The sequence below is a fragment of the Kitasatospora sp. NPDC087861 genome (assembly GCF_044742585.1).
In the GTDB taxonomy this organism is placed as follows: domain Bacteria; phylum Actinomycetota; class Actinomycetes; order Streptomycetales; family Streptomycetaceae; genus Kitasatospora.
Window position 1 is genome coordinate 202,499 of record NZ_JBIUUS010000011.1, and the last position, 26,110, is coordinate 228,608.

Here is a 26,110-nt window from a genome sequence, read left to right on the forward strand (position 1 = left end):
GTCGCATCACCGGTCGCGATGCCTGCTCCGGCGCGCGGCAGCGGTCGGCGGTGCGACGACGAGCCTTCCGCACTTGATGATGGTCTGACAAGATCAGGATATGACTGACACGCCATCGGGCGCGGGGGCGTTGGCGTCCGAGGCGGTGCTGCGGTGGGCACGCCAGATGGGCTTGGCGGCGGGCATCAGCGAAGAGCGCCGCCTTGCCGCGATGCGGCTCGATGTGCTGGCCGGCCGTGCTCTCCCGCGGGGCGGTACGGCGGATGTGGAGCTGACGGCCCACTGGGCGGCGTTCATCTGCTGGGTGGACGACCAGATCGACCGCCGGGGCCTGGGATCGGTGCCAGGGGAGCTGGAGCGGTTCACAACCTCGCTGCGCCGGGTGCTCACCTGCGACGCCGCGACGTCTGCGGCGGACGCCCCGCAGGCGGTGGTCTTGGCGTGGTTGTGGGAGCGTACGGCCGCTGGCATGTCCGACCGGTGGCGGAAACGCTTCACCGCGGACTACCGGGACTTCCTGGACGCCTGTGAAGAGGAGGTCGCGGCGCGCCGCTCCGGGACCCGGCTGCCACTGGCGGCTTACGTCGAACTGCGGCGCCGCACGATCACCCTGCTGCCCATGCTGAACGTCCTGGAGCGCACCGGCCACGCCCACCTGGTGGAGGACCCGCTGGTGGACGCCCAGTTGCGGGACTTGCGCTGGGCGCTGGCCGACGTCGCGGGCTGGGCCAACGACCTGGCCTCCCAGGTGCAGGACGCGGCCGCGGGCCAGGACAACCTGGTGTCCCTGATCGCCCGCCGGGACGACTGCCCCACCGACCAGGCCCGGGCACGGGTGGCCGCGATGATCGAACAGCGCCGAGCCGAGTTCCGCGCCACCGCGCTGGCGCTGCGCACGACCCCCACTCTGCCGCAGCCTCAGCTGCGGGAACTGCGGCGCTACGTCGACCTGGTGGAGACGTTCATGGCCGCGACCCTGCACTGGCTGGCGAGCACCGGACGCTTCGCCCTCGACGACGAGCCCACGCATCGCAGCCAGGAGCCTGCCGCAGCGGATGCGCTCCGCACCGACCCGCCTCGGCGGCAGCCCGGGACCGACGGTGAGTGGAGCGGGCTCGGATGAGACCCGCCCCGATCCCCGCGAGCCTGCCCCGCTGGCCGCGCGCCGCGTTCCCCACCGACCTGGTGGGGGCCACCACCAGGCTGCGCAGCCACCTTGAGGGGCGGATCGAGGCCGACGGAGCAGTGCGTTCCCCATGCCACAGCCGCGTCCTGGAATCCGCGCTCCTCATGGCCCTGCTGGACCGCACCGGCCTGGAACCCGACGCACGTGCCCGGCTCGCCGACTACCTGGCCACGCACCGCGACTCCCCCCGCCGGCTGGACCGGCTGCTGGCCCGGGCCGCACTGGGCGGCCCGACCGCCGCGTCACTCGTCCCGCTGGACGTGGCGGACTTCCTCGCCCACGCGCCGGACTTCACCAGCGCGCGCAAACACGCCCTGCTGCACGCGGTCCTCCTGCTGCTCGGCGCCGCCCCGACGACCGGGTTCCCGGATCCCGACGCCTTCTCCCCGCACGGCCTGCACGCGTGGGCGCGCGTGCAGGTCACCGCGGTCAAGGCCATCCTCGCCCACGCGTACGGCCGTAGCGCCGCCATCTCCGAGGACGACTTGGCCCTGCTCCGCTCCACCCAGCACCCGGGCACACTCTGGGAGGGCAACCTCCTCATCCACCTGTCCGTGCTGCACGCCCTGGCCCCCCTGCCCGGCCAGCACCGCATGGTCGCCGACGGCATACGCACCGCGCTCGCCCACCAGCGCCCCGACGGCGGAATCCCGTTCATCAGCGACGAAGACACCTGGGTCACCGCAACCGCCGCAGTGGCCCTGCACACCGCCGGCGCCCCACGCGCTGCCATGGACACCGTCGCCCAGCGCCTGCTGCGTCTCCAGCACCCCGGCGGCTGGTCCTACACCGAACGGGCCCAACTCGCCGACGTGGACTGCACCTCCGCCGCCCTCGAAGCCCTCCACCTCGCCGACCCCGACACGCACCGCACCGCGATCCGCCGCGCCATCGACCACCTGACGGCCCTGCAAGCACCGGACGGCGGCTTCCCCACCTACCTGGCCGGCGCACCCTCGGAAGCCTGTATGACGGCCGCCGCCGCCAACGCCCTCAGCACCCAGGGACCGATACGCCGCCACGCCCTCGATGCCGCCCTCGACCACCTCGCCTCCCAGCAACGGCCCGACGGATCCTTCGCGCCCGACTGGAGCAGCAGCCGCCACCACACCGTCTTCCGTGCCACCCTCGCGGCCGCCCACCACCCCGGCCCACCCGACAGCCCCGCCCGGCGCATCATCCGACGAGCCACCCAGCTGGCACTCAACTCCCAGAACAGCGACGGCGGCTGGGGCCAGCAGGATGGCGATGCGAGCGACGCCCTGAGTACTGCCTACGCCCTCATCACCCTCACCGGACATCCTGCGCCCGCCCCTGCCGCCCGCGGCACCGCCTACCTGCTCACCCAGCAACGCCCCGACGGCTCCATCAGCAGCATCCCGGACTCCATCGGGCCACGTCCGTTCGGCTTCAGCGTCCCCGCCCTCGCCGATGTGTTCACCCTGCTCGCCCTCGGACACCTCGACCACCGCCTCACCCCCGCACCGCTGACGGCGTGACGCACCCTCACCAGCACCGCAAGCGGTCGCCCCGCATCGGCAATACCTAGCAAAACCAGCCCAGAAGGAGTCTCTATGCCAGCGAGCCCGAACAACACGCCCGCCCCCACCAGCGAGTCAGTGGGCGAGTTCTACGACCACATGGGACTGTTCTTCGACTCACTCTACGGCGAGAACATCCACTTCGGACTCTGGGACGACGACCCGAACCCGTCCATGCCCGAAGCCCAGAACCGGCTCACCGACCGCCTGATCGACACCCTGCACCTGCGGGACGACGACTACCTCCTCGATGTCGGCTGCGGCACCGGACACCCCGCCCTGCGACTGGCCGAACGCACCCAAGCCAGGGTCCTCGGAGTGAGCATCAGCCCCACCCAGGTCGCCCGGGCCACCGAGAAGGCCCACACCGCCGGCCTCGCCGCACAACTGCAATTCATCCAGGCCGACGCCATGCACCTGCCCCACGAGCCCGAGACCTTCGACGCCGCCTGGGCCATCGAGATGCTCTTCCACGTCCCCGACCGCCTCCAAGTCCTGCGGGAGATCCACCGCACCCTCAAACCGGGAGGCCGCCTCGTCCTCGCCGACTTCATCCAGACCGACCACCTCACCGAAGACGACTGGAACCTCCTCACCCAGGGCTTCGCCTTCTCCACCCTCCTACGCGCAGACACCTACGCCGACGTCATCACCCAAGCGGGCCTCGAAGTCGTCCAGATCCACGACGTCACCGCCGAAACCAGGCAGAACATCCGCTGGATCGAATTTCGCTACGCCGACCACCGGGAAGACCTGGCCGCCCACTACGGAGCGGACTTCACCACCCAGATGGACCGGCTGCTCCCCACCGGCGTGTCCATCTACACCGAGAAGCTCGGCTACGTGATTGCCGAGGCCCGCCGTCCCGTTGTCTGACCGCGACAGCCCACCGACACCGGGCTCCCCGGACGAGAGAAGCGATGAAGCGAGTCCTCAGGACAGCGAGCGTCGGCATGGCGGCGCTCCTGCTTCCCATGGCCACGGCGCAGACCGCCCACGCGAGCTGATCACGGTCTTTCCGTCCGGGCTGCCGCTTCAGCCGGCCTCGCCGGTTGAAGCGGCACCCTCCGCGCAAGGCCCCCTACGGCGAGTCGACTGCCCTCGGGCCGCCCCTCATCGCTACTCTCCCCGCGCCGGAACGGTACGGTCGTCGTCCTGGGGCACCGTCGGGGCGGGCAGGGGCGTGGGTCCGGTGGCTGCGTGCCGGGTGTAGACGGCGGGGTCGAAGCGGCTCAGTTGCCGGACGAGGCGCCCGGTGGACCAAGGCCAGGCGAAGGTGTTCCGGCCGCTGGGGCTGAAGTAGTAACTGGTGCAGCCGCCGGAGTTGTACACGGTGGTCCGCAACGCCTCCTGCACCGCTGTGTTGTGCTCGGCCTGGGCGGCCGGGTGGACCTCGACGGCTCGGTGGCCGCTGTGGTCGAGGTGGGCCAGGGCGGCGGTGAGGTAGGTCAGTTGGGCTTCCAGGACGGTGATCGCGGAGGTGGAGCCGCCGAGCAGGTTGGGCCCCAGCAGCAGGAAGAGGTTGGGGAAGCCGGTGACGGTGGTGCCCAGGTACGCCTGCGGTTCGCCGTCCCAGGCTTCGTGCAGGGTCCGGCCGTCCCTGCCGTACAGGCTCTGGGCCAGCGGCGGTTCGCCCATGCGGAAGCCGGTGGCCGTGATGAGGACGTCGGCCTGGACCGCGGTGCCGTCGGCGCCGACGACCTCGTTGCCGCGCACGGCCGTCACGGCGGTGGAGTGCAGACGGACGTGCGGTTGGGTGAGGGCGCGGTAGAAGGTGCTGGAGGTCAGCAGCCGCTTGCAGCCGAGCCGGTAGTCCGGTGTGAGTGCCTGGCGCAGCTCCCGGTCACGGACCGCGAGCCGCAGGTGTGCCCGGGCTCCGACTTCGAGGAGGCGGGCGAGCCGCGGGTGGCGGAAGGCGTAGTTGAAGCCCTCCTGCAGGATGTACTGTCCGGCGCGCAGGGCGCCGCGGGCGCCGGGCAGGCGGTCCAGGAGCCGGTTGACCGCCGCGGGTACCGGCAGGTCGGGTTTGGGCAGTACCCACTGGGCGGTCCGCTGGAAGAGGTGCACGTTCGCTGCCTGGTCCGCGATGGCCGGGACGAGTTGGACGGCGGAGGCACCGCTGCCCACCACGGCAACGCGGCGTCCCGTCAGGTCGATGTTCTCGTCCCACCGGGCGGTGTGGAGCACGGGACCGCTGAACTCCTCGATCCCGGGGACGTCGAGGTCGCGCGGGAGGTGCCATGGCCCGGTGGCCAGGACCAGGGCCGTGGCGCTGTAGGGCCCGTCGCTGGTGTCCAGCAGCCAGCGCTCGCCGGCCGGATCCCACCGGGCTTCCCGCACGTGCACTCCGCAGCGCAGGGCGTCGTCGAGCCCGTACCGTTCGGCCGTCGTCCGCAGGTAGGCGTGGATCTCGCGCTGTCCGGCGAAGAGCCTGCTCCAGGCGGTGTCCGGGGTGAACGAGTAGCTGTAGAGCGTCGAGGGCACGTCGCAGGCACAGCCGGGGTAGGTGTTCTCCCGCCAGGTACCGCCGAGTTGCGGCGCCTTCTCCAGGATCAGTACGTCGTGGACCCCTGCCTCGCGCAGTCGGATGGCGGCCCCGATGCCGGAGAACCCCGCACCGACGACCACGACTCGCCCGTTCCTGCGAGGCCGCGTGGCCTGCGCCGGGATCACAGCGCCGGTCCGGCCGGGACAGCGGCGATGTGCCGACGGGGCGTCTGCTGTCCCCGGGGCGCCGTCCGGTCGGTGGCGTCTGGGCGTACTGCGCTCGTCGCGGTCACGTGGGTCTCGCTCATCAGTGCCTTCTCTTCCATTGCCTTCGGTATGCGCTGCCGCTCGGCGAGCCACCTCCGCCGGGCCGATGCGGTCACCGGGGACGTGCATGAGGCGTGGCACGCTGCCGCGGAGGCCCGGTCAACGCGCCGGGGCTTCACGGGGCAGCGGGCGTGTGCCCCCGTGGACGCTCGGTTTCCGCAGGGCTGCTCGGGGCAGATCGGCGTGAAGCTGCCGGCGGTGTACCTGAAGAACGGGAGAGATGGCCGGAAGGTCACCCTTGGCGTGTGAACCCGGTGTCGAGCAACTGTCGAGCCGCACCAGCCGACGCGAAGAATTCAAACACCAGCTCGGCTCCTATCTGCCAGCCGGCGCCCGCTTCTCGGACGGCGGCCATCGCGCGGGCGGCTTCGGCTCGGCTGGCGAAGCCGCCCCTGCGGCGGACGCGGCGCCGGTCGTCCTCGCGGGCGAGGTCGACGGCGTAGGTCCACGTTCCGTGCTTCGCGTCCGCCAGCAGGCGCATGCGCCAGGGGCCGAGCTGCTTCTTGTGCTCGTCCTGGCAGCCGCATCGGCGGTAGACCCTGCCGCGCTTCGTCCGCTGTCCCATGGGTGGTTCCTCCTTGGAGTGGGTGGTTACGGGTCCAAGGTTCGTCTGGTGGTCGGGTGTGTCGGCAGAGCGTGCGGGGCGGGGGGCACGAAGGGGCCGGTCGGGCAGGACACGCTCAAGACGACACACCGCCTTGAAGATCACGATCCGTAGCCGGTGGGTAAGCGACCATGATCTGCCCGCACTGGCCGACTCGGCGAGCAGGTGCGTGCCGCGGTGACCGGGGCTGCCAGGCGCTCGTGAAGGCTCCTGCTGAGTTGGCGTCAGATTTCCGTTGCTGGGCGTAACCGGCGACGGATGGCGGCCCTGGGGAGCACTTGGGGACCACGCGCGATGAGCGCTCATGGGCGCCCGTGGGTCATAACGGTCGCCTGTGTACGAAGTGAACGCTGACGGCTCGTCACCTCGCTGCGACGGCGGCCGCCCGAAGTGTCTGCCGGTGTGCATGAACTCTGCTGTCTCCCAGGCCTGTTGACACAAAGAGAAGCTGGAGCCTCAAGGTTCCGGCTGTCGACAATAGTTGAACCCCTGCTGGTGCCGAGTGCGGACGGGAAGGGCAGACCCGCTGTCCACCACGAAGGAATTCGAGCTATGGGGGACATCGCAACGCAGCCGCCCCGCACCGAGTGACCGGGTGCGGGGTGGCTGCGTTCGTGTCGGGGGTCACCCCGTGGTCTTGAGTGTCCCCACTGCCTGTATCGGAGGCGTCTTGGTGTCCTTCGGCATGCCCGCGTTCTGTGCGGACATCACCACGCTCGCCCGGTACTGCCCCAGATGATCGAGCAGGTCTGCGTGGCCAGGGCCGGCGGGGGCTGCCGTGTCAGGCGGAGTGCAGCAGCCCGCGCAGTTCGGTGGTGTCGATGACGTGGGCGCGGGAGGGGAACACGTTGTCGACCAGTACCTGGTGGGTCTTGGGATCGGGGTCGGCGATGCCGTCGGACAGAACGTAGATCCGGTAGTCGCGGTCGGCGGCGTCGATGAGGGTGGACAGAACGACGCCGCTGGTGCTGATCCCGGTGAGCACCAGGGTGTCGATGCCGCGGTCGGTCAGCTGTTGGTGGAGGTCGGTGGTGGAGGCCGAGCCGTAGCGGGTCTTGCGGACGACGATGTCGCCGTGCGCGGGGGCGATCCGCTCGTCGATCTGGGTGGCAGTGTCCTCGTGGTGGAGCATCTTGCCCGCGGCGACCGCGGTGAAGGCTTTGTTGGTCTCCGGAATCGTTGCCCAGTCGTTCTCGGTGAAGGCGACACGGACGTAACCGATGGTGCCGCCGGCGGCGCGGACGTCGGCGATGGCGCCCTTGACCCGTTCGACGAGTGCGTCGGCGTCGGGGGCGAGGGGGACGATCCCGTTCTGGAAGTCCATGGCCAGCAGGACGGTTCGCTCGGGGGTGATCGTGGGGTGGGTGGGGGTGCTCACGCGGGATTCTCCTTGGCGGGGTTCTCAACGGTGCTGGGGGTGTCGGTCGGTCGGTTCGTGTCGCGGTTCATCAGGCGGCGGTCGAGGACGGTCAGCAGGAGGACCGCGAGGCCCGCCGCGACCAGCACGATGCCGAGGGTGTGCAGGCCGTGGTCGCTGGCCCCGTCGCGGAAGACGATGCCGCCGATCACGGCGGAGGTGATGGTTCCGAGGTATCCGAAGGTCCGGAACAGCCCGGAGGCGGTGCCGATCTGGTCGGGCGGTGCCGCGAGGTAGAGGGCGGTCTGGTTGCCGACCGTGGTGGAGGCGGACGTGACGCCGAAGATCAGGGAGACCAGCACGATCGCGATCGCCGGGCTGTGCGAGGTGAGCAGCATGATGCCGACCGAGCCGAGCAGCATGGTCACCGCCGAGGCGATCAGCGGTCCGCGTACCAGGTTGCGGCTGGCGAGCGGGCGCGAGAGCAGCGCGGAGACGGCGCCCATCGGCAGGAGCAGGAGTCCCGCCGCCACGGTGGAAATCCCGTGTGCGGCCTCCATCCACTGGGTCATGCCGTACATCACGGAGTAGACGCCGAGCAGGGTGAGGGCCTGGCGCAGGTAGGTGCGGGCGAGGGGGCCGTTGGCGGCGAGGCCGCGGAAGTCGAAGAACGGTGCGGTCTTCCGTAGCTCCCACACGACCGTGGGCAGGGCGGCCAGGACGAAGACGGCGAGAGCGATCCACTCGACGTGGGGGAGGCTCATCAGGAAGATGACCAGCGCGGTCATCGACCCGGCGAAGCCGAGGATGCCGGGCAGGTCGATCCGGTCGGCGACCTTACGGAAACCGCTGTGTCCGGGGTCGGGCACGGGGTCCTTGGGCAGCCAGCGCAGGGCCATCGCCATGGCGATCGCGGTGACCGGGATGTTGATCAGGAAGGCCCAGCGCCAGCCCGCGGCGCCCACCAGCAGTCCGCCGATCGGAGGGCCGACGGCGGCTGTGGCCATGCCCGCGATCGCGATGCCGCCGAGCACCCCGCCGGGCGGCGCGTCCAGGCCGGTCTCCTCGGCGCGGCGCCGGATCAGCACCATCGCGCAGGGGAAGGCGGCCGAGGTGCCGATGCCGATCAGCACCCGGGCGACGGTCAGCATCGCCAGGTTCTGGCCGAGGCCGCCGACCAGGCCGCCGAGCAGCACCAGCATGATGCCGGAGAGGAAGATCCGGCGCGCGCCGAGTACCTCCGCCAGTTTGCCCGCTGTGGGCTGCGCGACGGCGCTGGCCAGGTAGAGCGAGGAGACCAGTACGGCGGTGCTGCCCACCGAGACGTGCAGTGCTGCGGCGATGGGCACCAGGGCGGTCGCGATGATGGAGCTGTTGATCGGGTTGAGGCTGGAGCCCACGTAGAGCGGGCTCGTGAACGTCCACACGAAGGGCTTGCGCGTAAGACCGCGCGCCGCAGCGTCGGCCCGGGTGGTGTCGGTTCTCATATGCCGCCGTCGCTCAGGTCGGCCGCGGCGAGACGCTCCAGCAGCTCGATGGCCTTCTCCAGGTCCTTGCGCTCGTCCGGCGCGACGACCTGGTCGATGGCCCGCGCCAGGAAGGACGCGCGGCCCGCGAGCAGCTTCTCGATCAGCTCGGTCGCGGAGGGATCGGCGCTCATCAGCTTCTTGCGGCCGTCCTGCGGATCGGGCTCGCTGTGGACCAGTCCGGCGGCCTTGAGCACCGCCAGGCTCTGCGCGATGGACTGGCCGCTGACGTGCTCCAGCGCGGCGAGCCGGGCCGCGGTGATAGGGCCTTCCCGCACCACGCTCGCCAGCACGGCGACCTGCGTGACGGTCAGGCCGGTCGCATGCTGCCCCGATTCCGCGCGCAGGCGTGCGCGCAGCCGCTTGATCGCGTCGTTGAGGCGCTGCGCGGTCGCAGTGGACTGCCGCGGCCTGGGGTTCGTGTTCATGACCTCAGCGTAAAACTCCACAAGGAACTTTGCCAAGTTACTTGTGGAGTTTGTTGCCGGCGCGGCGGTCGCGGTCGCGGGCTCAGGCCGTGGGTCAGGGCCCAGGCCGCGGTCGCCAGGGCGTCGGAGGCGGCGGCGCCGGGAATCTCAGTTGCTCTGGTCCCGGGCGCTTGGATACCGGGTGCTGTCTCGGGTGCTCTGGTTCGGCGCAGCTGTCGTCAGTAGTCCACTGGCCGGCGATCCAGAACTCCTCCGGGCCAGTCAGGGGGCGAGAACCGACGCGGCGGTGGTGCGCCAGCCTTCTGCGGTTTGAGCAGTGACTGAAGCCGCTGGCCAAGAGGAGGGAGCGCGGCATTCGGTGCGCCGAGCACACGAAGCGTGGGTCGTCGGGCACATAGGACGCGGAATACCCAACCCAGGCTTCGACGCTCCAGGGTGTAACGAAAGATCCCAGATGTAATGAAATTGGTTACTTCAAGGAAGTGGACATCATGGGACAGCTCGATGAGAAGGTCACCCTGGTGACTGGTGGATCGACCGGTATCGGGCTGGCCATCGCCCGCCGGTTCGCCGCCGAAGGCGCCACCGTCTACCTCACCGGCCGGCGCAAGACCGAGCTGGACGCGGCCGTGGAAGCCGTCGGCGAACGTGCCACCGGCGTTCAAAGCGATGCGTCGAATCTCGATGATCTCGACCGCCTCTTCGCGACTATCAAGGAGCGCAGCGGACGGCTGGACGTCGTTGTGGCCAACGCCGGCGTCGCCGAACCCGCCCGACTGGGCGAGATCACCGAGGAGCAGTACGACAAGACTTTCGACATCAACGTCAAGGGGACGCTCTTCACCGTCCAGAAGGCACTACCCCTGCTGCCGGACGGCGCCTCGGTGATCGTGCTCTCTTCCACCAATGCGTCGATGGGCGTCGAGGCGATGAGCGTCTACAGCGCCACCAAGGCCGCTGACCGCAACTTCGCCCGCACCTGGGCCGCCGAGCTCGCGGGCCGTGGCATCCGGGTCAACGCGATCAGCCCCGGCCCGATCGAGACTCCCGGCATCCGCAGCCTGGGGACCCCGGCACAAGGTGAACAGCAACTGGCGGAGGCCCTCGCGACGATGGTTCCGCTCGGCCGGATCGGACGCGCCGACGAAGTCGCCGCCGCAGCCGTCTTCCTCGCCTCGGACCAGAGCTCCTTCACCACCGGGGCCGAACTCTTCGTCGACGGCGGCCTCGTCCAGATCTGAACCCCGATCGGCGACCACCGCCCAGACTCGATAGCGCCGCTCAGGTGTGCCGAGACTCGCTAGTGCCGCGTCAGACAACCTTTGCCCTCTCGGAACGTCGGCGAGCGGCCGAACTGGTCCTGACTGCATGTCGCCACGGACACGCCGCTTCCGACGTTACCCACCCATCACTGGGATCTCGGCCGATACAGTCTGGACGCCATGTCCATGCCCTCGTCAAGGAGATCCTGATGACGCTTCAGGCTCAGTTTGCGCAGGCGCAGGCCGATTCCAAGACGCTCTCCGAGCGTCCGGACAACATGACGATGCTGAAGATGTACGCCCTGTTCAAGCAGGGCAGCAGCGGGGACGTCCAGGGCGAGCGCCCGGGGATGACCGACTTCGTGGGCCGGGCCAAGTGGGATGCCTGGAACGAGCTCAAGGGCTCGACGCAGGAAGCGGCGCAGCAGCAGCAGTACATCGACCTGGTGGAGGGCTTGAAGGATTGACCCGCGCAACGGCGACGGGGCGGTTCCAGAAGGAGCCGCCCCGGCCACGTACACATCGCGGGGCGAAGGTTGTCTGACGCGGCACCAGTTGTCACCGGACGCAGAGCGTGGCCTGCGCGTTCGGTCGTGCCGGGACAGGCTGGTTGGCACCGTTCGGCCATCTTTGCTGTCACCTGCGGTGCATGGCCGGTCTTGTTGTCACCGGTTTCGGAGATCCACCCCCGAGACCGATCTTGTCCGAGCAACGCAGTCGCGACCGAACTCGGGCAGGCGGGTTGGCGGTTGTGCGGCAGTCGTTCCGAAAGGGAGGAAGCCTCACCAACAGCGGCGAGCAGCTGGAAAGGCCACTCGGGATCGGCCTGACCGATGGCCAATTCGACCCAGCGGTCGGAGGACCACAGCCGCCAAACTCGCATCTCGCCCGCGACTAGTTCCCGGACCGCGGCGGCCACTCGTAAGGGGGCAGCCTGCGGTGCACGGGGCGTTCATTCACCGTTTGCGATTCCTTATACGAGGCATATCGAATCCTTCCGAAGGAAACCTCTCCGTCCCGGTGCACGTCCACCCCCTCGTTCGGGAAGGAGATCCATCCCGCTCCAGCCTGGGGCCCCGACACCCAGGGGGTGACCACGCTGCGAACGTTGGTCTCGCCGGCGACCACAGTGCCCCTCTTCTTCTCGGGGTCGGTGATCTTCACGCCCGTTTCGGTGAAGGCGATGCGGCTCTTCTTCCCGTCCGGCCCCTCTGCCCAATGTGTGGTCACGCTGTTCAGGTCGGCCCTGTCGGCCCAGACGGTTCCCCAGGCCCTTCCCTGGCCGTGGAACACGTTCAGCCCGGACTGCGGGAACTCGATCCACCCGTCGCTGTCGCTCGGCCCCTGCACCCATGCGGTCTTCACGCCGTTCACGTCAGCCCTGTCGGCCGAGACGGTCCCCCGGTCCTGCTTCCCCTCCTTGTGCACGTCCACTCCGGCTTGCGGGAAGTCGATCCATCCGTCGCTGGGGTTGCGGCCGTGCACTGACCTGGTGTTCACGCGATCCACCTCGGCCTTGTCGGCCGAGAGGGTGCCCAGCTGCGTCGAGCCGCCCTGATGGACCTCCACTCCTGATTGCGGGAAGTCGATCCATCCGTCGCTGGAGTTGCTGCCGTGCACCGTCCTGGCGTTCACGCGGTCCACATCGACCCTGTCGGCCAGGACGGTTCCCAGGGCGCCGGTCCCGTTGTGGATCTCCACCCCGGCCGCGGAGAAGGTGAAACGGCTCCTGGTCGGCGCCTGCTCGACCCACGGAGTGCGCGTCCCGCTGTCGAACTCGGGGACGAGTGCGTGGACCGTGGTGGTGAGGAAGTACCCCTGGTGCTGCTGTGCGGCGGTGGTCGTCCCGGCGATGAGGGTGTAGGTGGTGCCTCGCCTCGGCGCGGAGGGGGGTGACCAGGTGTAGGGCTGCTGGGTCACCCGCGGCCCTTGGGCCGCCGGCTGGACGAGCACCTCGTTCCCCTGCGGATCGCGGATCCAGTAGTCGAGGTTGTCCGGCCCCTCCCACGTCAGCACGACGTTCTGGCTCGCGTCCACGTCCACCAGGGAGTTCTTCTCCGGGCGGAAGTTGCGTGGGATCTTCGGAGCCTGCTTCACCAGCCCGAGAGTGGTGGTGAAGTTCGCCCGCCGAATGGGGATGTTGTTGTCGCCGCCGCCGGAGCGCTCGTGGATCTTCAGGCGGACCAGCCCCGCCATGTCGGAAACCGGTATGTTCTCCAGTTTCAGGACCAGCGACTCCTCCTCAGGCAGGGTCAGCCTCCCCCCGGAGGGGTCATGCACCCGGAAGCGGCCGAGCGTACCGTCCCAGTCGAAGGTCGGCTCCGGCTCCCGGTTGACCTGGTAGTCCTTCTCGATGCTCGCGCTGATCGCCGTGGGGTTACCCGTCAGGTCGTTGGGACCGCTGCCGACCGGTATCTCCACATCGATGAAATCCCACCGCACCTCGGACTGGTGGGTGTTGGAGACGATCACGTACACCGTTCCCACGGACGGTGCCCCGGGCTGCGACGCCAAGAGCGAGGTCGGATCGGTGAGGATGGCGTAGTTCAGCAAGGACGGCACGGTCAGGACTCCCTACTTCGGCGCTTCACACGATGCGGGCAGAAGACGCGCAGTTGAGGCTCGGTGCTGGCAGGTGCTGGGTCAGTGCGGTGGCAGAGGTTCAAGCGGGCCCCGCAGCGGGTTCAGGGGCAGGCGTACGTCGCCGGTGACCGTCGGTATGACTCGTTCGTCAGTCGTCGCGGCTGGTCGGAGCCGGCGCAGGTGCCCTAAGGGCTTCGACGCCGGCTCCCGCCGGCGCCTCAGCAGGAGCTCATGAGCTCCGCGCCGCATTGATGCCCCTTCCGCCCGTGCGAACTCTTCAAGCGGCATCTCGGCCGGGCGTGTCATCTCCCGTGGCCGTGCTGCCACTCGGGGCAGCACCAACAGAATCGTCCCAGCGGGCGGTCCAGGAACCACGATTCTGCATAACTGGCCCGAACAGAGCCCCCGGCGGCTGAAACCGAAGCCGGCCTGGAACTCCCACGCGATCGCGTCGATCATCTAGGGGTGGACGCAGGCCGCCGCGATGGTAAGGACCGCTCGACTTCGGCAGGGGGCGCCGCTCGTGGCCGGGGGCAGCGCCGTTGGCAGTACCTGGTGTCGCGGGTCGGGCCCGACTCGCCCCCCGCTCAGTCGTCGAGTTCGGCGCAGGGCACGGTGGATGCTCGGGTCGACGAGTTCGCCCGTCAGGCAGTCGCGGGGGTTGACACGCCGGATGTGGGAGCCGAGGGGGGCAGCGCAGGCCGCGCGGATCTTCCTGGTGGTAGGTGAAGTCGTTGACTTTCTGCGGATCGGCGGCGAGGGCGGGGTCGTCGTGCTCGGGGGCGAGCATGAGGGGCGCCCCGCTGCGCCAGCGGCCCACCACCTTCGCCGCGAGCAGCTCTTATTCTTCGGGCGAGGAGGCGTTGGCGTTCAGGTACCGGCGGTAGGCGGCGACCCGGGTGTGCAGCTTGCGGAGGGCCACGTAGGTGCCGTTGGAAGGCCTCGCCGCAGGTTAAAACGTCAGGCTCCGTTTCAGCCGTTTTCTTCCAGAGCGGTGGTGTAATCGCGTAGCCAGTCGGTGTGGCCGCCGATGCCCCAGTCGTCGCGGTCGAGTTCGTTGATCGTCACCCAGACTCGACGAAGGTTCTCGGGAGTGCGCTCGCTGTTCTCGATCCGCATGATGATCTCGGTGAAGTCGCGGATGACGCCCTGCTTGTCCAATACGTCGAGGCGTCCGCTCAGGATGCGCACCTCGATGAAGTAGAACGGTTTCTCGTGATCCGGGCTGCCGCCGTTGTAGTCGGCGTCGGCGGCGACCTCGTAGACCCAGCCCTTCATAATCTTGCGGGCCGCGGGCGTCTCGGGCACCTTTTCCCAGAACATGAGCGCGTCTGTCAGGCGGGCCATGGCCTCGTGGCGCTGCTCGGTGGTGAGTGCGCCTTCTCGCACGGTCATGTTGATAAAGGGCATGACAGCCTCCTTGGACGTCCGGTCTTTCGGCATCTGGTGCGTGGCGTGGGCGCGGTCCGGCGGTTGCCTGCAGGACGCGGCGGTTGTGGACTCACGGCACAAGTGCGGCGAACCCCGCTCATCGGCGTGTCGGCGCGCAATACGCGGGCGCGCCCGCAGAGGTCACAGGGCGGACTGTCCACCTCTGTATAGCGCCCTTCGGCAAGGTCCCGCGACATCCAGGACGTCGTTGGTGATCCCCGTCAGGGCGGGTCCGAGTTGCCGCCAGATCGCCCTCCGCTATCGGATGGCCTGCCGCGCGGGCGACGCCAGCCGCTCGGTGAGGACCACCTCCCCGAAGGCCGTATAGCCCGACGCCGCGACTTTATCGCCCACCGGGGCACGCATCGTGGAGGTGACCGCGCTGCTGGTGATGAAAACCCACTTGGACCACATCGCATCGAAGATGTCGTTGCGGCCGCAGGCCTCGACGCCGGGAACGTCGAGCGTCTCCGCGGTCCGGTCGAGCCGGACGCTGCTCGAATCCAGCTCGTCGCCAGGCCGTGGCGCTGGCCAACGAGTTCACCTACCAAGATTGACCGGAGATCCCCCGCCAGGTCCCACGTTCCCAATCTGGGAACCGCCGCGGGCGGCTGCCGGTGGCCTGTCTCATCGAGCCCTGGGCGATCTCAGCTCAGCGAAGGTTGACGGAGCCGCCTCCGCCGCATGAGATTTGATGCCCCCAGTCAAGGGGCGGATGAAGTCGGCCGGGCCGTGGCGGAGCGCTACTCGCCGCTGGGCGTGGCGCAGTTCAACGACGCCGCTCGGCCGAGGGCGGAGCCGCGGTAGGTCCGACCCAAAGCGGCCTGAGCCACGCGGACCATCGGTGAGACGTGACGGCATGTCCCGAGCAGTACCGTCAGCCGGCCCGGTCGTGGTCGCACCCGACAAGTTCAAGGGGACGCTGCGAATGAAAACTTGAGGACTCCAGGCGTGCCCTGACTACTTTTGCGCTACGGTCGTCGAAGGCCCTGAACGAACCGACGGATGGCCTCGCCGATCTGGTCAGGACTGTCCTCTTGTACAAAATGCTTCCCAGGCACGGTAACTTCTGTCTGGTTGCTCCAAGTTCGGCAGAATTCTCGGGGTCGGCCGGTGAGCAGCGCCCCCGGCTCCGCGTTAATAAAGAGCTTGGGGACGTCTGACTGCGCCAGCCAGTTGCTGTAGCCATGAACAATGTCTACGACGTTCGGAGGGTATCCGTCGATCGGCACCTCGCGGGGCCAAGTGAGCGTAGGACGCCTGTCCTCTCCAGGAGTTGCGAACGGCTCGATGTAACGCGCCATATCCTCAGAGCTCAGCGTACGCAGGATCCCTCTGGGCATGTGCGTCTCGACAAAGAAGTTGTCCTCCAGCACCATCGCCTCGCCTGCGGGCGACCGCAGGCCCTCAAAGGCCTCACGTCGCGCGGGAACTATCCAGTCGTCCCACACCAGTGGTGTGACGATTGATTCCATGTAGGAAATTCCTGCTACGCGGCCCCGATGCTGGTTAGCCCAGTCGAATCCGAGAGCGGAACCCCAGTCGTGCAGCACCAGCACGACATCCTGGTCGATCCCCAACTGTTCCCGCAAGGCGAAGAGATATTCCCGCTGCTCCACGTAGGAGTAACGCTCCGGCCCGGAAGGGCTCAGTTTCTCCGAGTCGCCCATGCCGATCAGGTCACACGCGACGAGGCGCCCAAGCCCCTCAAGATGGGGCATGATATTGCGCCACAGATAGGAGGATGTCGGATTTCCGTGCTGAAAAACGATCGGAACCCCCGAGCCCTCCTCAATATAGGCCATACGTCGCCCCTTGACGACGGCAGTCTTCTTTTCACCATAGGGCTTTACGCCATAGGAATTTGCCACTTCCGAAGATCCTTCCTCTGGGAAGTTGCTTCTGGATCGGCGATTGAGAAAGGATGGACAATTCCCGCTCCGACGGCCGTCCGCGCTTGGCTTGCTTCCAAGGTTAGGGGAAAATGAACAACGTCGCCATCGCCAGGAATTGCGATGCTATGCAACGTCACGTGGGTGGCCGGACATGGCGGCGAAGCCCCCGGCCGGCCGGTCGACGATCGGGCTCCCCGTTCAGCCAGCGGTTCGGCCCTGGCGCGGGTCCTGTTGTAGACGGCTACGTCGTGCCCCGCGTCCAGCAGCCGGGCGGCGAGCTGGAAGCCCATGCGGCCGGTACCGATCCAGCCGATGCGCGGGCGGTCCTGGGCGGCATACGTCATTTCTGTACCTCGGTCCTGGAAGACGGCTCGACCTATGCGGCCCTACAGCTCACCGACTGGACCGCGGCATACGGCTGAAGTTCCACCCCGCAGTTGGACACTGTCCGTCTACGCCGCGAGGGTTTGACCTTGCCGGTGCCGCTGGCGAATCTCGATCGGTGTGAGGTAGCCCCACTCGGCGAGTGGGGTACCCGTCGCGGGCTTGTGGATTGCCACGATCCGCGAAGTACGGGGTTCCTGAGGGGGATCACGAGCTGCTCCCCCTCAGGAGAGCGGAGAACTCCGCGGCGATTCCATCGACCCGGTCGGCGAAGCCGCGCAGATCGAGAGCGAACTGCCGCGCTCTGGCGGGATCGCGCATGTAGCTGCTGAAGAAGGAGATCGGGTCGCCGAGGTCGATCCAGACGCACGGGCCTCCGTCCTCGGCGGGCAAGAGCATCCCGGCTTTGAGAGGGCGGTACGTGAGCTGGTGTCCGTTTCGTCGTTGCGATTTGGGTGAGTGGGCTGGTCGTGGGTTTGCCGGGCGGTTACGGTCTCGGCCTGGTGAACAGTCCCGGCTCGGTCTCGGCCAGGACTCCGCGCCCGGTCAGGCGCTTCAGTTTGATGCGGACGTTGTTGAGGTCGTGTTGGCGATCTCTCGCATCTCGTAGTCGCCCTGGTGGCCGCTGACGGACGGGTGCTTCGTCTTCCACGCAGTGGTCACCGGCTCGATCAGCGTCCAGCGTTCGTCGGATAAGAGCTCGCGCGGATAGGCGGCCGACAGGTCGCGCTGGCAGATGGGGCAGGCACAGGTTTCGCGATCAAGGAGTTGCTACGATCTGTGATCGCCGAGGGACCTGTGTCTGCGGTGTCGTGGCCCGAGGGGCGTATGGGAATCGCGAGGCGACTCGCGCCGGATGGTGAACCGTCGAAACTCGGATGCGTGCGCCGCTCCCGCCTGCCATCCTCGGCGCCATGCGTACGTTCGAAGAGCTCGTAGAGGAAGGAGAGGCCGTCCCCACCGAGGGGTGGGACTTCTCCTGGTTCGCAGGTCGCGCCAGCGAGCAGCGGCCATCCTGGGGCTATGCGAGGCTGCTCGCCGAGCGGATGGCGAAGGCTGCGGCCGGACTCGACATCCAGACGGGTGGTGGCGAGGTGCTGGCCTCGATCCCTGGCGCCCCGCCGGTGCTAGCAGTGACGGAGTCCTGGCCCCCGAACATCGCGATCGCCCGTCGTACCCTGGCGAAGTTCGACGCGACCGTCGTCGAGGCCGAGGACGCATCCGACCTGCCGTTCGCGAAGGAGTCGTTCGACCTGGTAGTCAGCCGACACCCCGTGGTGACCCGCTGGGACGAGGTGCGACGGGTGCTACGCCCCGACGGCGTGTACCTGGCCCAACACGTCGGTTCCGGCTCGGTGCGGGAACTGACCGAGTTCATGATGGGGCCTCAGCCGCCGGGGTCGCACCCAGTGCCGGCGGCCACCACTTACGCGGGCACCAGCCCGATCGCGGCGGTGGCTGCCGCGGAGGCGGTGGGTTTGGACGTCGTTGACGTGCGCCAGGAAGCTCTCCGAATGGAGTTCCACGACATCGCGGCGGTGGTCCACTTCCTGCGCAAGGTGATCTGGATCGTTCCCGGTTTCACGGTGGACGCCTACCGCGACCGCCTGGCGGAACTCCACTCCTTCATCGAGCGCCATGGTCCGTTCGTGGCTCACTCGCAGCGCTTCCTCATCGAGGCGTACCGGCGAAGGTAGGAGAGCGTTCGAACCGTCACTCGCGGTCCGCGACAGTGCGGGTCGCCCGTACCCACGCGGGAATACCTCGTCATGGGTCGTTCGGGTAGGCGGCTGCTTATGGTCGGCGTCGGGGCCGGGTGCCCCAGCGGTGGGTGGTCCAGGCTCGGCGGATCAGGTTACGGACGGTGATGATCGTGTCTGCGAAGTCGAAGAAGGCGTTGATGACGGTTGCGCGGCGCTCGTAGCAGCGGGCGAGGCGGTAGAAGGCGTTCTGCCAGGCGTGCGTGCGCTCGACATGCCACCGCTTACTGGCCTGGATCGGTGCTTTCTCGCCCTTGTGCGCGATACGGCCGTGCAGGTTGCGGGCGGTGAGTTCGGTGCGGGTCTTGTCCGAGTCGTAGCCGGCGTCCAGGTGCACGGTGATGTCGTCGGGCAGCGGCCCGAGGTCGGCCAGCAGGTCCAGCGTCGCCGAGCAGGTCGTGTCGGCGATCGCCTGGTAGGAGCAGCCGAACCGCAGCAGCTGCAGTAGCTTGTCGAACACGATCCGGTCGCTGATGCGGGGCCGGTGGCAACCCAGCGGGTGGAACGGATCGACCGCCGGGCGCTCGGGCAGCAGGGCAGCGAATTGGTCCCAGAGCGGGTCGGTCAGCCATGATGGAAGCACGGGCACAGGTCCCCCCCCAGTGATCACAGAGCGTCGCAACTCCATGATCGCGGGGACCTGTGCCCGCCTCGCTACCCGGGGACCCCGCCCCGCCTATCTGCGCGGGCTCTAAGTCACTCTTGTAGGGCTTGCGGTCGCTCGCCCTGCCACTCCAGCACCGCCAAACCCGTCGACCGGCCGGGAGTCCCCACAGTCACACGATCAGGCGACACCGAACCGGACATCAGGTCATTTACCACCCTCTGAGGGTCAGGTTCCACCCCCGCCTGGCGCGGAACCTGACCCTCAAAACCGGGGATGAAACGCCTAGTAGTACTTCGTTAGGTCTGGCGTGGTTGGGGACGGCCGGGCCGTCGTGGGGTGGGTAAGTCGCGGTGGCAGGTGGGGCATTCGCCGGTCCAGGCCCGTATCAGGTCCTGGACGGCGTCGAGGACTCGGTAGAAGGTCAGGCCGGCGCCTCGACTTTTGGGTCGAGGCGCCTCAGGGTGAGGAAGGCGTGGGCGGCGGTGACGAGGGTGACGTGGTGGTGCCAGCCGCGCCAGGTGCGGCCCTCGAAGTGGTCCAGGCCCAGGCCGTGCTTCATCTCGCGGTAGTCGTGCTCGATGCGCCAGGCGGATCCGGTTCGGCAGGGCGATTCCGGCGCACCGGCCACACGGCAAACGATCACCTGCTGCCGATCACGCCTCCGACCGGCCCGAGCATCCCAACCCAGCCCCACACCAGACCCGTGACCTGCAACTTCAGGTTGAAACGTACTCATTGGTGACCTTGACCGAGAATGTGCCGCGATCGGACGTGCCGGTGGCGGCCGTGTTGAAGGCGACCGGTTCCTCGGTCAATCGGTCGTTGAGTTCGGCGTCGCGCTCGCCGGTGGTCGGAATCAGGCTGGGGCTGCGGTCAGTCGTCACGGCGCGGAGTATGCCAGTCCCTCCGGCTCCGCAGCACGCGATAACCCACGACCTTGATCCACTTTGGCAACACGCCTAGGCGAGTACTACAGCCGGTGGTTTCACGGTGAGTGAGCGCGAGTGGTCCGGGTGCGGTATTGGCTGGCCTGCGTTCTTGGGGCCGGAGGGGAGCCCTGCGCGGCCGAGCGCCCGGCAGGCGGTGTCGCACGGCGAGCGGTAACCGGGTTGGCACCCGTCGGCTGCGATGCGGCTGGGCAGGACCGGAAGCGGCGGTCGTGTCAGGTGGCGCGCAGTCCGCCGTCGATGAAGAGATCCTCGGCATTGACGCCGGTGTTGCGTAGGAGGAAGTCGGCGGCGTCGGCGACCTCCGCCATCGTCACGAGACGACCGATTGGGGTACGCGGTACGTGGGGGTGGTCGGGCACGTCACGCCACCTCGGACTGTCGCCCACCACGCCTGGGTGGATCGCGTTGACGCGATGGGGTGCGATCTCCACTGCGAGGGTCTTCACCAGTCCGGTGACACCCGAATTGATGGCGGTCACGATGGTGGAGCCGGGGTAGGGACGTTCTTTGGCCAGGCCGCCGAAGAGTACGACCGACGCGTCGCGGGTGAACCGGTCACGCAGGACTCGCACGGTCTCGGTGTACCCCACCAGCTTGGTGGTCACTGCTTCGACGGCCTTCGCGATGTCGAACTGCGCGAGGGTGTTGAAACCCGCCGGGACGCCGGCTAGCACCAGGTTGTCGACTTCCCGTACGTCGACGAGCGCTTCCGCGATGGTCTCCGGCCGCGACAGATCAAGGGCCAAGCCCCGGACCGTGTCGGCAATTTCGGCGGCCGCGGCGTCAGCACGCTCCCTGGTTCGGCTGGTGATGACGACGGTGTCGCCGCGGTCGGCGAATCGCTGCGCCAGAACGCGCCCCAGGGCGCCGCTTCCTCCGACGATGATCGAGGTGGTCACGAGGCAGTGGTCCCTTCCAGCGGACATGCGGCCGATGACGGATCTTATGCGGTTAGTTATGGGCGGTGCGGGCGCGGCCGGACTGGTCCACTCGGATGGCCCAGGAGCTGTCCCGATCGGTCGCCCGAGATGGTCCGTTCGGACGGGCGGGCGGCAGGAGAGCCGACGGCGCGACCCATTCAGCTCGACAGCGACAGGCCGTTGAGGAGCACTTCGGCCACACGCCTCGGTCAGAGGTTGGCGTCGCGTACCGCTGCGTGGATCCGGGCTGCCAGGTCGATGAGTTCGTCGGCGTCGCCGACGTTCCACTGGAGGTCGAGCAGGACCTCCTCGGCCCCCACGGCGGAGTACGCGGCCACGTCTGCCACGATCTGCTCGATCGTTCCTGTGAACGGCTGGCGCTCCGCGTCCCCGACCGGTGTGTCGGTGAGGTGCGTGTTGGCCCTGACGCACATGGTCAGTGCGTCCGAGTCGCGGCCGTGCGAGGCGGCCAGTTCCTTCAGTCTCCGCAACTGCGGCGCCAGGTCAGCAGGTGGGACGCCCGTCGGCATCCAGCCGTCGGCGCGTCGGGCCAGTCGGTCGAGTGCCTTCCTGCTGGACGCCGCCAGGTAAACGGGGATGGGGCGGGCGGGCTTCGGCCCGACCTCCGCCTCGTCGATCACCGTGTGAGCGCCGTGGTACGACACCGGGTCTGGACCCCACACCGCGGCGCAGACATCGAGGAGTTCGTCCAGCACCGTGCCGCGCTCCTCGAACGGGGCGATGGACGCCGCCGCGTACTCGTCCAGCGACCAGCCCGTCCCGAATCCGGCCACCACCCGGCCACCGCTCGCCGCATCCAAAGTCGCCAGGGCGCGGGCGAGTTGGAGCGGCACGTGCAATGGCGCGATCAGGACGCTGCTTCCCAGTCGTGCCCGTTCGGTCGCCGCGGCGGCGAGCGAGAGGACTACCAGTGGATGGGCCACCGAGCGGTAGGCGTCCGGCCACGCGCGTCCGGGGATGCCGTACAGCCCCTGGCGCGGATGCTCTGGGACGAGTAGTCGTTCGAATACCCAGAGGCTCTCGTAACCGATCTGCTCGGCTGCCCGCGCCACCCGCGCGGGGTCACGCGCCAGGTCGTACTGCTTGGTCTGTGGCAACCCGAGACCCAGCCGTATCGTCATGGTCCGATCCTCTCCCGTCCTCCGGCGGGACGCATCCTGGACGGATCGCATCGAGTCACCGCCACGTCGTCGTGGTCCCATGGAATCAGTCCCCGGCCGCCCGTCGATCCGAAGGGACCGCTGACGTGACCACTTCGATCGTGGTAGGGGGAAGCGGCGGACTGGGGCGTGCCGTGGCCCAACGACGCGCCGACCTGGGGTTTGGCGGGCGGTCAGCCTGTTCGGTGGTATTCGTTGATGAGCCCGGCGACGGCTTGCCGGCGCGCGACCCGGGCAGCGGGTAAGGGGATGACGTTCGGATCGGGTGTCGCCGATCAGTAGTGCAGCGTTTCGCTATATGTGCAATAGCCCGTGGGTTCGCTCTGCTCATCACGGCCCACCCCCACCCCACCCCGCGAGATACGGTCCGGTTGGGCTACAGGTCATCTCTTCACTGATACCACGCGACGATCCGCAACTGACAATCTCCCGCAGACCGTCAGGAGCTCGACGCACCTGGGCCGCTATCGGGCTGTGGTGATGGCCGCGGCCACGTCGTCGTTCGCGTGGCCCAGGACGATTGCTTTATCCCAGCGCTTCGACAGTGCCTCGGTGAGCGGTAGATCGATCCCGTGGCCGTGGGCGGCATCGAGCGCGAGGGCGGCGTCCTTGCCCGCGTGGTGCAGCGGGAAGCCGGGGGTGAAGTCGCGCTGGACCATGGCGTGGCCCTTGGCTATCGCGTAGGCGGAACCCAGCGGGCTCTCGGCGAGTGTGTCGAGGAGGAGGTCGGGGTCCAGGCCCAGGGACTCGGCGAGACCGATCGTTTCGGCCATTCCTTCCGTCAGAACGGCCAGCCAGTTGTTGAGTACGAGCTTGAACCGGTTGCCGTCGCCGAGACGGTTCAGCCACAGGGCCCGGTGGCCGAGGGCGTCGAACAGTGGTCGCACACGCGGTCGCAGTGCCGGGCTCCCGGAGGCGAGGATGAGCAGTTCCCCTCGCTCGGCGGGTTCCGAACTGCCGGAGACGGGAGCGTCCACGAAGCCGACGCGCTGGACGGCGAGCTTGGCCAGGCGTTGGGTTGCTGCGACGCCGACCGTGCTCATCTGGATCCACACCGCGTCCGGGGGCAGCGCGGTCAGGGCGCCTTCGGGGCCTGTCATCGCGGCTTCCACCGCGGCGCCGTCGGTGAGCATGGTGATCAGGAACTCGACGTCCGAAGCCGCCTCGGCCGGAGAGGACGCGACGTACGCGCCCTGGGCGGCGAGTGCTTCGGCCTTCTCCTTGGTCCGGTTCCACACCGTCACGTCGAAGCTGGCGCGCAGAAGGTTCCGCGCGATGGGGGCTCCCATGACGCCGATGCCGAGGACGGCGACTTTTGTCCCGTCGGTCTTGGCTTGCTCGGTCATCACACACTCTCCGGGGACGGGCCGGCGACCGGGGTGGCCGCGGCCGTGATGGAGTCGATGGCCTTCAGGTCGGCCTCGTCTAGCGTGATGTCCGCCGCCGCGAGACTGTCGTCGACGTGGTGGGCGCGCCGGGTGCCGACAATGGCCACGTGCACTCCGGGACGGGCCAGGGTCCATGCGATGGCAAGCTGGCTGACCGTCATGTCGCGCAAGGCGGCGAACTCCTGGAGCGCACGGACGACGGAGAGGTTGCGACGGTAGTCCTCGCCGCGGAAGACGCTGCTCTTGGCGCGCCAGTCGTCGGCGGGGAAGGCGGTGTCTTTGCTGAGGGTGCCGGTGAGCAGGCCGTGCGCGAGCGGGCCGTAGACCAGTACACCGATGTCGTGCTGCCGGGTGTAGGGCAGGACCGCGTCCTCGATCTCGCGGCGGAAGAGGTGGTACGGCGGTTGCAGTGTCTCCACCGGCAGGGTCCGGGAGAACTCGGCGATCTGCTCGACGTTGTAGTTGGACACACCGACGTGGCGGATCTTGCCGGCCTCGATCAGTTGTTTCAGTGCGCCTGCGGTTTCGGCGAACGGCACCTTCGGGTCGGGCCAGTGGACCTGGTAGAGGTCGATGTGGTCGATGCCGAGCGCGGTCAGGCTGGCGTCCACGCCCTCGCGCAGCGCCTGGGGGCTGGCGTCGCGGGCGATGCCGGTGTCGGTCTCGCGCAGGCCGCCCTTGGTGGCGATCACCAGCTCGTCGCGCCGGCTGCGCAGTTCGCCGCGCAGGGACTCGCCCAGGAGCCGCTCCGACGCGCCGAAACCGTAGGCCTGGGCGGTGTCGAAGAAGTTGACCCCGAGGTCGAGCGCCCGGCGGATGGCGGCCCTGGCCTCGTCCTCGGCGAAGCCGCCCCAGTCGCCGCCCAACTGCCAGGTGCCGAAGGCGATGCGCGAGACCTCAAGTCCGGTCATTCCCAGTGTGGTGGTACGCATGGTCAGTCTCCGTACGAAAGTGTTCGTTCCCTGTGTTTCCGGGTGGGTGAGGAGATCCGTGCCGTTCTTCCCTCGTCAGGAGAGTGCTGGATGAACCTGGTCACTTGGCCCCTGATCCGATCGTGTGTCCGATGCCGAAGACGGCCGCGGCGGCACCCAGGCCCACGAGGAGCTGTCGGGCGCCCGAGCGTAGCGGCGCGCGGCCGTTGAGCATGCCGATGACGGAGTCGACGGTGAACAGCGCGCCGGCGGCCAGGGCGACAACGGCGGCCAGTTCGGCTGTACCGGAGGCGAACAGGTAGGGCAGGACGACCATGACGGCCCCGGTGGCGAAGGAGGCGAGGCTGGAGAGGGCCGCCGACCACGGCGAGCCGAGTTGTCCGGGTCCAGCCCGAGTTCCTCGCGGGCCATCGTGTCCAGGGCGGCGTCGTGGTTCTTCACATCCGACGGGTTCACCGACGCCGCCTTGATCGCGACCAGGGCCTCGTCGTCCCCGGTGTCGGGGGCGGGGATGTCGACGATCTCCAGGACGTCGCCGGATGATCTGAAGCGAGCGAAACGCAGCGCACGCATGACGCGATCCCTTCCGGAAAGTTCTGACGTCCGCACGGACCGGTCGTGGCTTCCTGCGCGGCGCCCACTGATCCAACGGCTCAGACTCCGTTGAGGGGGAGAGCAGGAACCCGCGTCGGACAGTCGGTCCGGGAGCCCTGAGTTCATCGAAGACGCTAGCGGGAAGGTGCAGGGAACGCGACCCGACACTTTCGGCCACCGGAGCAACGCAATGGGTGAGCATGGCCGAGCGAACGGGTGCACCCCTGAGGAGCAGCGCCGTGCCCGGTGCCCACTATCAACAAGCGGAGGTTCCCGTGTCCGAGTCCGTGCAGGAGCCGGTGGCGCGGTTCTGCGGAAGCTGCAACTGAAGTTCCCCCGCCGAACTGGACAGCCTGATACTGGGACGGATGGCCCCGGAGGAAGCAGCTCAGGTAGTGAGTGGCAAGAGCAACATGAGCAAGCGGTACACGGCGGAGTTCAAGCGGGACGCGATCGCACTCGTCCGATCCTCGCCGCATCGGAACGTGACCGAGATCGCCCGGGAACCGGGGGGCAGCCCGGAGGGCCTGCGCGGCTGGGTCAAGCAGGCGAAGACCGACCGGGGCGAGGGGCCGACGGGTGCCTTGACCAGTGATGAGCGCGAGGAGTTGCGCCGCGTCCGCCGCGAGCTTGCCGAGGTCAAGAAGGCGAACGAGATCTGAGCGCACCGCGGCCTTCTTCGCGAAGGAGATCGTGAAGTAGGCACTATGTGTCTCTTCATCGATGCGGAGAAGGCCACCCGCGGCGTTCCCCGAGCAGTCGCCGTG

Annotated in this window: 25 protein-coding genes and 1 pseudogene; 8 read left to right on the forward strand and 18 right to left on the reverse strand. The window is 68.4% G+C overall.

Translation table 11 applies throughout. The annotated features are described in order from the left end of the window. The first annotated feature begins 100 nt into the window (after positions 1 to 100). From ACIOJE_RS18110 to ACIOJE_RS18120, 3 genes are all read left to right on the forward strand, one after another. Complete coding sequence (locus tag ACIOJE_RS18110) at positions 101 to 1,123, forward strand: terpene synthase family protein (RefSeq protein ID WP_400777201.1); 1,023 nt, start codon at positions 101 to 103, stop codon at positions 1,121 to 1,123. Beyond that, positions 1,120 to 2,685 carry a prenyltransferase/squalene oxidase repeat-containing protein gene (locus ACIOJE_RS18115; RefSeq protein WP_400777202.1) on the forward strand — a complete coding sequence of 522 codons (1,566 nt, stop codon included), beginning with the start codon at positions 1,120 to 1,122 and terminating at the stop codon, positions 2,683 to 2,685. The genes ACIOJE_RS18110 and ACIOJE_RS18115 overlap by 4 nt, the downstream gene beginning before the upstream one ends. 75 nt (positions 2,686 to 2,760) lie before the next feature. Continuing rightward, entirely contained in the window at positions 2,761 to 3,603 is an 843-nt protein-coding gene (locus ACIOJE_RS18120) for a class I SAM-dependent methyltransferase (RefSeq protein ID WP_280684570.1), read from the forward strand. A gap of 243 nt (positions 3,604 to 3,846) precedes the next feature. Here ACIOJE_RS18120 and ACIOJE_RS18125 read toward each other — a convergent pair whose 3' ends face one another. The 5 genes from ACIOJE_RS18125 to ACIOJE_RS18145 form a co-directional block, all read right to left on the reverse strand. Continuing rightward, positions 3,847 to 5,355: a flavin-containing monooxygenase gene (locus ACIOJE_RS18125; RefSeq protein ID WP_400777203.1), complete on the reverse strand. Its 1,509-nt coding sequence runs from the start codon at positions 5,353 to 5,355 to the stop codon at positions 3,847 to 3,849. A gap of 418 nt (positions 5,356 to 5,773) precedes the next feature. After that, positions 5,774 to 6,106: a hypothetical protein gene (locus tag ACIOJE_RS18130; protein WP_400777205.1), complete on the reverse strand. Its 333-nt coding sequence runs from the start codon at positions 6,104 to 6,106 to the stop codon at positions 5,774 to 5,776. Between the two features lie 820 nt (positions 6,107 to 6,926). Next, a complete protein-coding gene (locus tag ACIOJE_RS18135) occupies positions 6,927 to 7,523 on the reverse strand; it encodes a cysteine hydrolase family protein (protein WP_400777206.1) in 597 nt (198 codons plus the stop codon). Further along, the gene (locus ACIOJE_RS18140; RefSeq protein ID WP_400777208.1) at positions 7,520 to 8,989 is read right to left on the reverse strand and encodes an MFS transporter; all 1,470 of its coding nucleotides are present in this window, start codon (positions 8,987 to 8,989) and stop codon (positions 7,520 to 7,522) included. The genes ACIOJE_RS18135 and ACIOJE_RS18140 overlap by 4 nt, the downstream gene beginning before the upstream one ends. Beyond that, on the reverse strand, positions 8,986 to 9,456 hold the full coding sequence (locus tag ACIOJE_RS18145) for a MarR family winged helix-turn-helix transcriptional regulator (RefSeq protein WP_400777210.1): 471 nt from the start codon (positions 9,454 to 9,456) through the stop codon (positions 8,986 to 8,988). Before ACIOJE_RS18145 ends, ACIOJE_RS18140 begins: the two co-directional genes overlap by 4 nt. 491 nt (positions 9,457 to 9,947) lie before the next feature. Here ACIOJE_RS18145 and ACIOJE_RS18150 point away from each other — a divergent pair, with 491 nt between their 5' ends. Continuing rightward, the gene (locus ACIOJE_RS18150) at positions 9,948 to 10,697 is read left to right on the forward strand and encodes an SDR family NAD(P)-dependent oxidoreductase (RefSeq protein ID WP_400777212.1); all 750 of its coding nucleotides are present in this window, start codon (positions 9,948 to 9,950) and stop codon (positions 10,695 to 10,697) included. A 230-nt stretch (positions 10,698 to 10,927) separates the two neighbouring features. Further along, entirely contained in the window at positions 10,928 to 11,185 is a 258-nt protein-coding gene (locus ACIOJE_RS18155; protein ID WP_400777214.1) for an acyl-CoA-binding protein, read from the forward strand. A gap of 427 nt (positions 11,186 to 11,612) precedes the next feature. Here ACIOJE_RS18155 and ACIOJE_RS18160 read toward each other — a convergent pair whose 3' ends face one another. The 4 genes from ACIOJE_RS18160 to ACIOJE_RS18175 form a co-directional block, all read right to left on the reverse strand. Continuing rightward, positions 11,613 to 13,271, reverse strand: a complete 1,659-nt coding sequence (locus ACIOJE_RS18160) for a hypothetical protein (RefSeq protein ID WP_400777216.1) — start codon at positions 13,269 to 13,271, stop codon at positions 11,613 to 11,615. 1,002 nt (positions 13,272 to 14,273) lie between these two features. Next, on the reverse strand, positions 14,274 to 14,711 hold the full coding sequence (locus tag ACIOJE_RS18165; RefSeq protein ID WP_280684587.1) for a hypothetical protein: 438 nt from the start codon (positions 14,709 to 14,711) through the stop codon (positions 14,274 to 14,276). A gap of 992 nt (positions 14,712 to 15,703) precedes the next feature. Then, positions 15,704 to 16,603 (reverse strand): haloalkane dehalogenase, encoded by a 900-nt coding sequence (locus ACIOJE_RS18170; protein WP_400777218.1) that lies wholly within the window; start codon positions 16,601 to 16,603, stop codon positions 15,704 to 15,706. After that, on the reverse strand, positions 16,582 to 16,917 hold the full coding sequence (locus tag ACIOJE_RS18175) for an NAD(P)-binding domain-containing protein (protein WP_400777256.1): 336 nt from the start codon (positions 16,915 to 16,917) through the stop codon (positions 16,582 to 16,584). Before ACIOJE_RS18175 ends, ACIOJE_RS18170 begins: the two co-directional genes overlap by 22 nt. Between ACIOJE_RS18175 and ACIOJE_RS18180 the strand changes: the two genes are divergently transcribed. Next, positions 16,876 to 17,049 (forward strand): hypothetical protein, encoded by a 174-nt coding sequence (locus ACIOJE_RS18180; RefSeq protein ID WP_400777258.1) that lies wholly within the window; start codon positions 16,876 to 16,878, stop codon positions 17,047 to 17,049. The genes ACIOJE_RS18175 and ACIOJE_RS18180 overlap by 42 nt on opposite strands. Before the next feature lie 169 nt (positions 17,050 to 17,218). Here the strand turns inward: ACIOJE_RS18180 and ACIOJE_RS18185 are convergent, their stop codons facing one another. Further along, positions 17,219 to 17,410 (reverse strand): hypothetical protein, encoded by a 192-nt coding sequence (locus tag ACIOJE_RS18185; RefSeq protein WP_280684592.1) that lies wholly within the window; start codon positions 17,408 to 17,410, stop codon positions 17,219 to 17,221. Positions 17,411 to 17,925: 515 nt separating this feature from the next. Between ACIOJE_RS18185 and ACIOJE_RS18190 the strand changes: the two genes are divergently transcribed. After that, the gene (locus ACIOJE_RS18190; protein WP_280684645.1) at positions 17,926 to 18,708 is read left to right on the forward strand and encodes a class I SAM-dependent methyltransferase; all 783 of its coding nucleotides are present in this window, start codon (positions 17,926 to 17,928) and stop codon (positions 18,706 to 18,708) included. Between the two features lie 97 nt (positions 18,709 to 18,805). On the opposite strand, the gene ACIOJE_RS18195 is transcribed toward ACIOJE_RS18190, so the two are convergent. From ACIOJE_RS18195 to ACIOJE_RS18230, 8 genes and pseudogenes are all read right to left on the reverse strand, one after another. After that, on the reverse strand, positions 18,806 to 19,360 hold the full coding sequence (locus ACIOJE_RS18195; protein ID WP_400777220.1) for a transposase: 555 nt from the start codon (positions 19,358 to 19,360) through the stop codon (positions 18,806 to 18,808). A gap of 439 nt (positions 19,361 to 19,799) precedes the next feature. Next, positions 19,800 to 19,964 (reverse strand): annotated as a pseudogene (locus ACIOJE_RS18200) (IS701 family transposase); the annotation flags it as partial. Between the two features lie 130 nt (positions 19,965 to 20,094). Beyond that, entirely contained in the window at positions 20,095 to 20,262 is a 168-nt protein-coding gene (locus ACIOJE_RS18205) for a hypothetical protein (RefSeq protein ID WP_400777221.1), read from the reverse strand. Between the two features lie 278 nt (positions 20,263 to 20,540). Continuing rightward, positions 20,541 to 21,227: an SDR family NAD(P)-dependent oxidoreductase gene (locus ACIOJE_RS18210; protein WP_280684598.1), complete on the reverse strand. Its 687-nt coding sequence runs from the start codon at positions 21,225 to 21,227 to the stop codon at positions 20,541 to 20,543. A 230-nt stretch (positions 21,228 to 21,457) separates the two neighbouring features. Next, complete coding sequence (locus ACIOJE_RS18215; protein WP_280684600.1) at positions 21,458 to 22,390, reverse strand: LLM class F420-dependent oxidoreductase; 933 nt, start codon at positions 22,388 to 22,390, stop codon at positions 21,458 to 21,460. 503 nt (positions 22,391 to 22,893) lie between these two features. After that, positions 22,894 to 23,775, reverse strand: coding sequence for an NAD(P)-dependent oxidoreductase (locus tag ACIOJE_RS18220; protein ID WP_400777222.1), 882 nt, complete (start codon positions 23,773 to 23,775; stop codon positions 22,894 to 22,896). Next, positions 23,775 to 24,749, reverse strand: coding sequence for an aldo/keto reductase (locus ACIOJE_RS18225; RefSeq protein WP_400777224.1), 975 nt, complete (start codon positions 24,747 to 24,749; stop codon positions 23,775 to 23,777). The genes ACIOJE_RS18220 and ACIOJE_RS18225 overlap by 1 nt, the downstream gene beginning before the upstream one ends. Positions 24,750 to 24,849: 100 nt before the next feature. Then, entirely contained in the window at positions 24,850 to 25,065 is a 216-nt protein-coding gene (locus ACIOJE_RS18230; RefSeq protein WP_400777226.1) for a VIT1/CCC1 transporter family protein, read from the reverse strand. A 646-nt stretch (positions 25,066 to 25,711) separates the two neighbouring features. Between ACIOJE_RS18230 and ACIOJE_RS18235 the strand changes: the two genes are divergently transcribed. Further along, entirely contained in the window at positions 25,712 to 26,005 is a 294-nt protein-coding gene (locus ACIOJE_RS18235; protein ID WP_400777227.1) for a transposase, read from the forward strand. Positions 26,006 to 26,110 lie beyond the last annotated feature (105 nt).

Coding starts and splice junctions, on each gene's coding strand:
- ACIOJE_RS18225 (WP_400777224.1), bottom strand. CDS start 24,749: ATGCGTACCACCACACTGGGAATGACCGGACTTGAGGTCTCGCGCATC.
- ACIOJE_RS18110 (WP_400777201.1), top strand. CDS start 101: ATGACTGACACGCCATCGGGCGCGGGGGCGTTGGCGTCCGAGGCGGTG.
- ACIOJE_RS18175 (WP_400777256.1), bottom strand. CDS start 16,917: ATGGGCTTCCAGCTCGCCGCCCGGCTGCTGGACGCGGGGCACGACGTA.
- ACIOJE_RS18220 (WP_400777222.1), bottom strand. CDS start 23,775: ATGACCGAGCAAGCCAAGACCGACGGGACAAAAGTCGCCGTCCTCGGC.
- ACIOJE_RS18165 (WP_280684587.1), bottom strand. CDS start 14,711: ATGCCCTTTATCAACATGACCGTGCGAGAAGGCGCACTCACCACCGAG.
- ACIOJE_RS18190 (WP_280684645.1), top strand. CDS start 17,926: ATGCGTACGTTCGAAGAGCTCGTAGAGGAAGGAGAGGCCGTCCCCACC.
- ACIOJE_RS18140 (WP_400777208.1), bottom strand. CDS start 8,989: ATGAGAACCGACACCACCCGGGCCGACGCTGCGGCGCGCGGTCTTACG.
- ACIOJE_RS18235 (WP_400777227.1), top strand. CDS start 25,712: ATGGCCCCGGAGGAAGCAGCTCAGGTAGTGAGTGGCAAGAGCAACATG.
- ACIOJE_RS18230 (WP_400777226.1), bottom strand. CDS start 25,065: ATGGTCGTCCTGCCCTACCTGTTCGCCTCCGGTACAGCCGAACTGGCC.
- ACIOJE_RS18185 (WP_280684592.1), bottom strand. CDS start 17,410: ATGCTCTTGCCCGCCGAGGACGGAGGCCCGTGCGTCTGGATCGACCTC.
- ACIOJE_RS18155 (WP_400777214.1), top strand. CDS start 10,928: ATGACGCTTCAGGCTCAGTTTGCGCAGGCGCAGGCCGATTCCAAGACG.
- ACIOJE_RS18115 (WP_400777202.1), top strand. CDS start 1,120: ATGAGACCCGCCCCGATCCCCGCGAGCCTGCCCCGCTGGCCGCGCGCC.
- ACIOJE_RS18150 (WP_400777212.1), top strand. CDS start 9,948: ATGGGACAGCTCGATGAGAAGGTCACCCTGGTGACTGGTGGATCGACC.
- ACIOJE_RS18145 (WP_400777210.1), bottom strand. CDS start 9,456: ATGAACACGAACCCCAGGCCGCGGCAGTCCACTGCGACCGCGCAGCGC.
- ACIOJE_RS18130 (WP_400777205.1), bottom strand. CDS start 6,106: ATGGGACAGCGGACGAAGCGCGGCAGGGTCTACCGCCGATGCGGCTGC.
- ACIOJE_RS18215 (WP_280684600.1), bottom strand. CDS start 22,390: ATGACGATACGGCTGGGTCTCGGGTTGCCACAGACCAAGCAGTACGAC.
- ACIOJE_RS18120 (WP_280684570.1), top strand. CDS start 2,761: ATGCCAGCGAGCCCGAACAACACGCCCGCCCCCACCAGCGAGTCAGTG.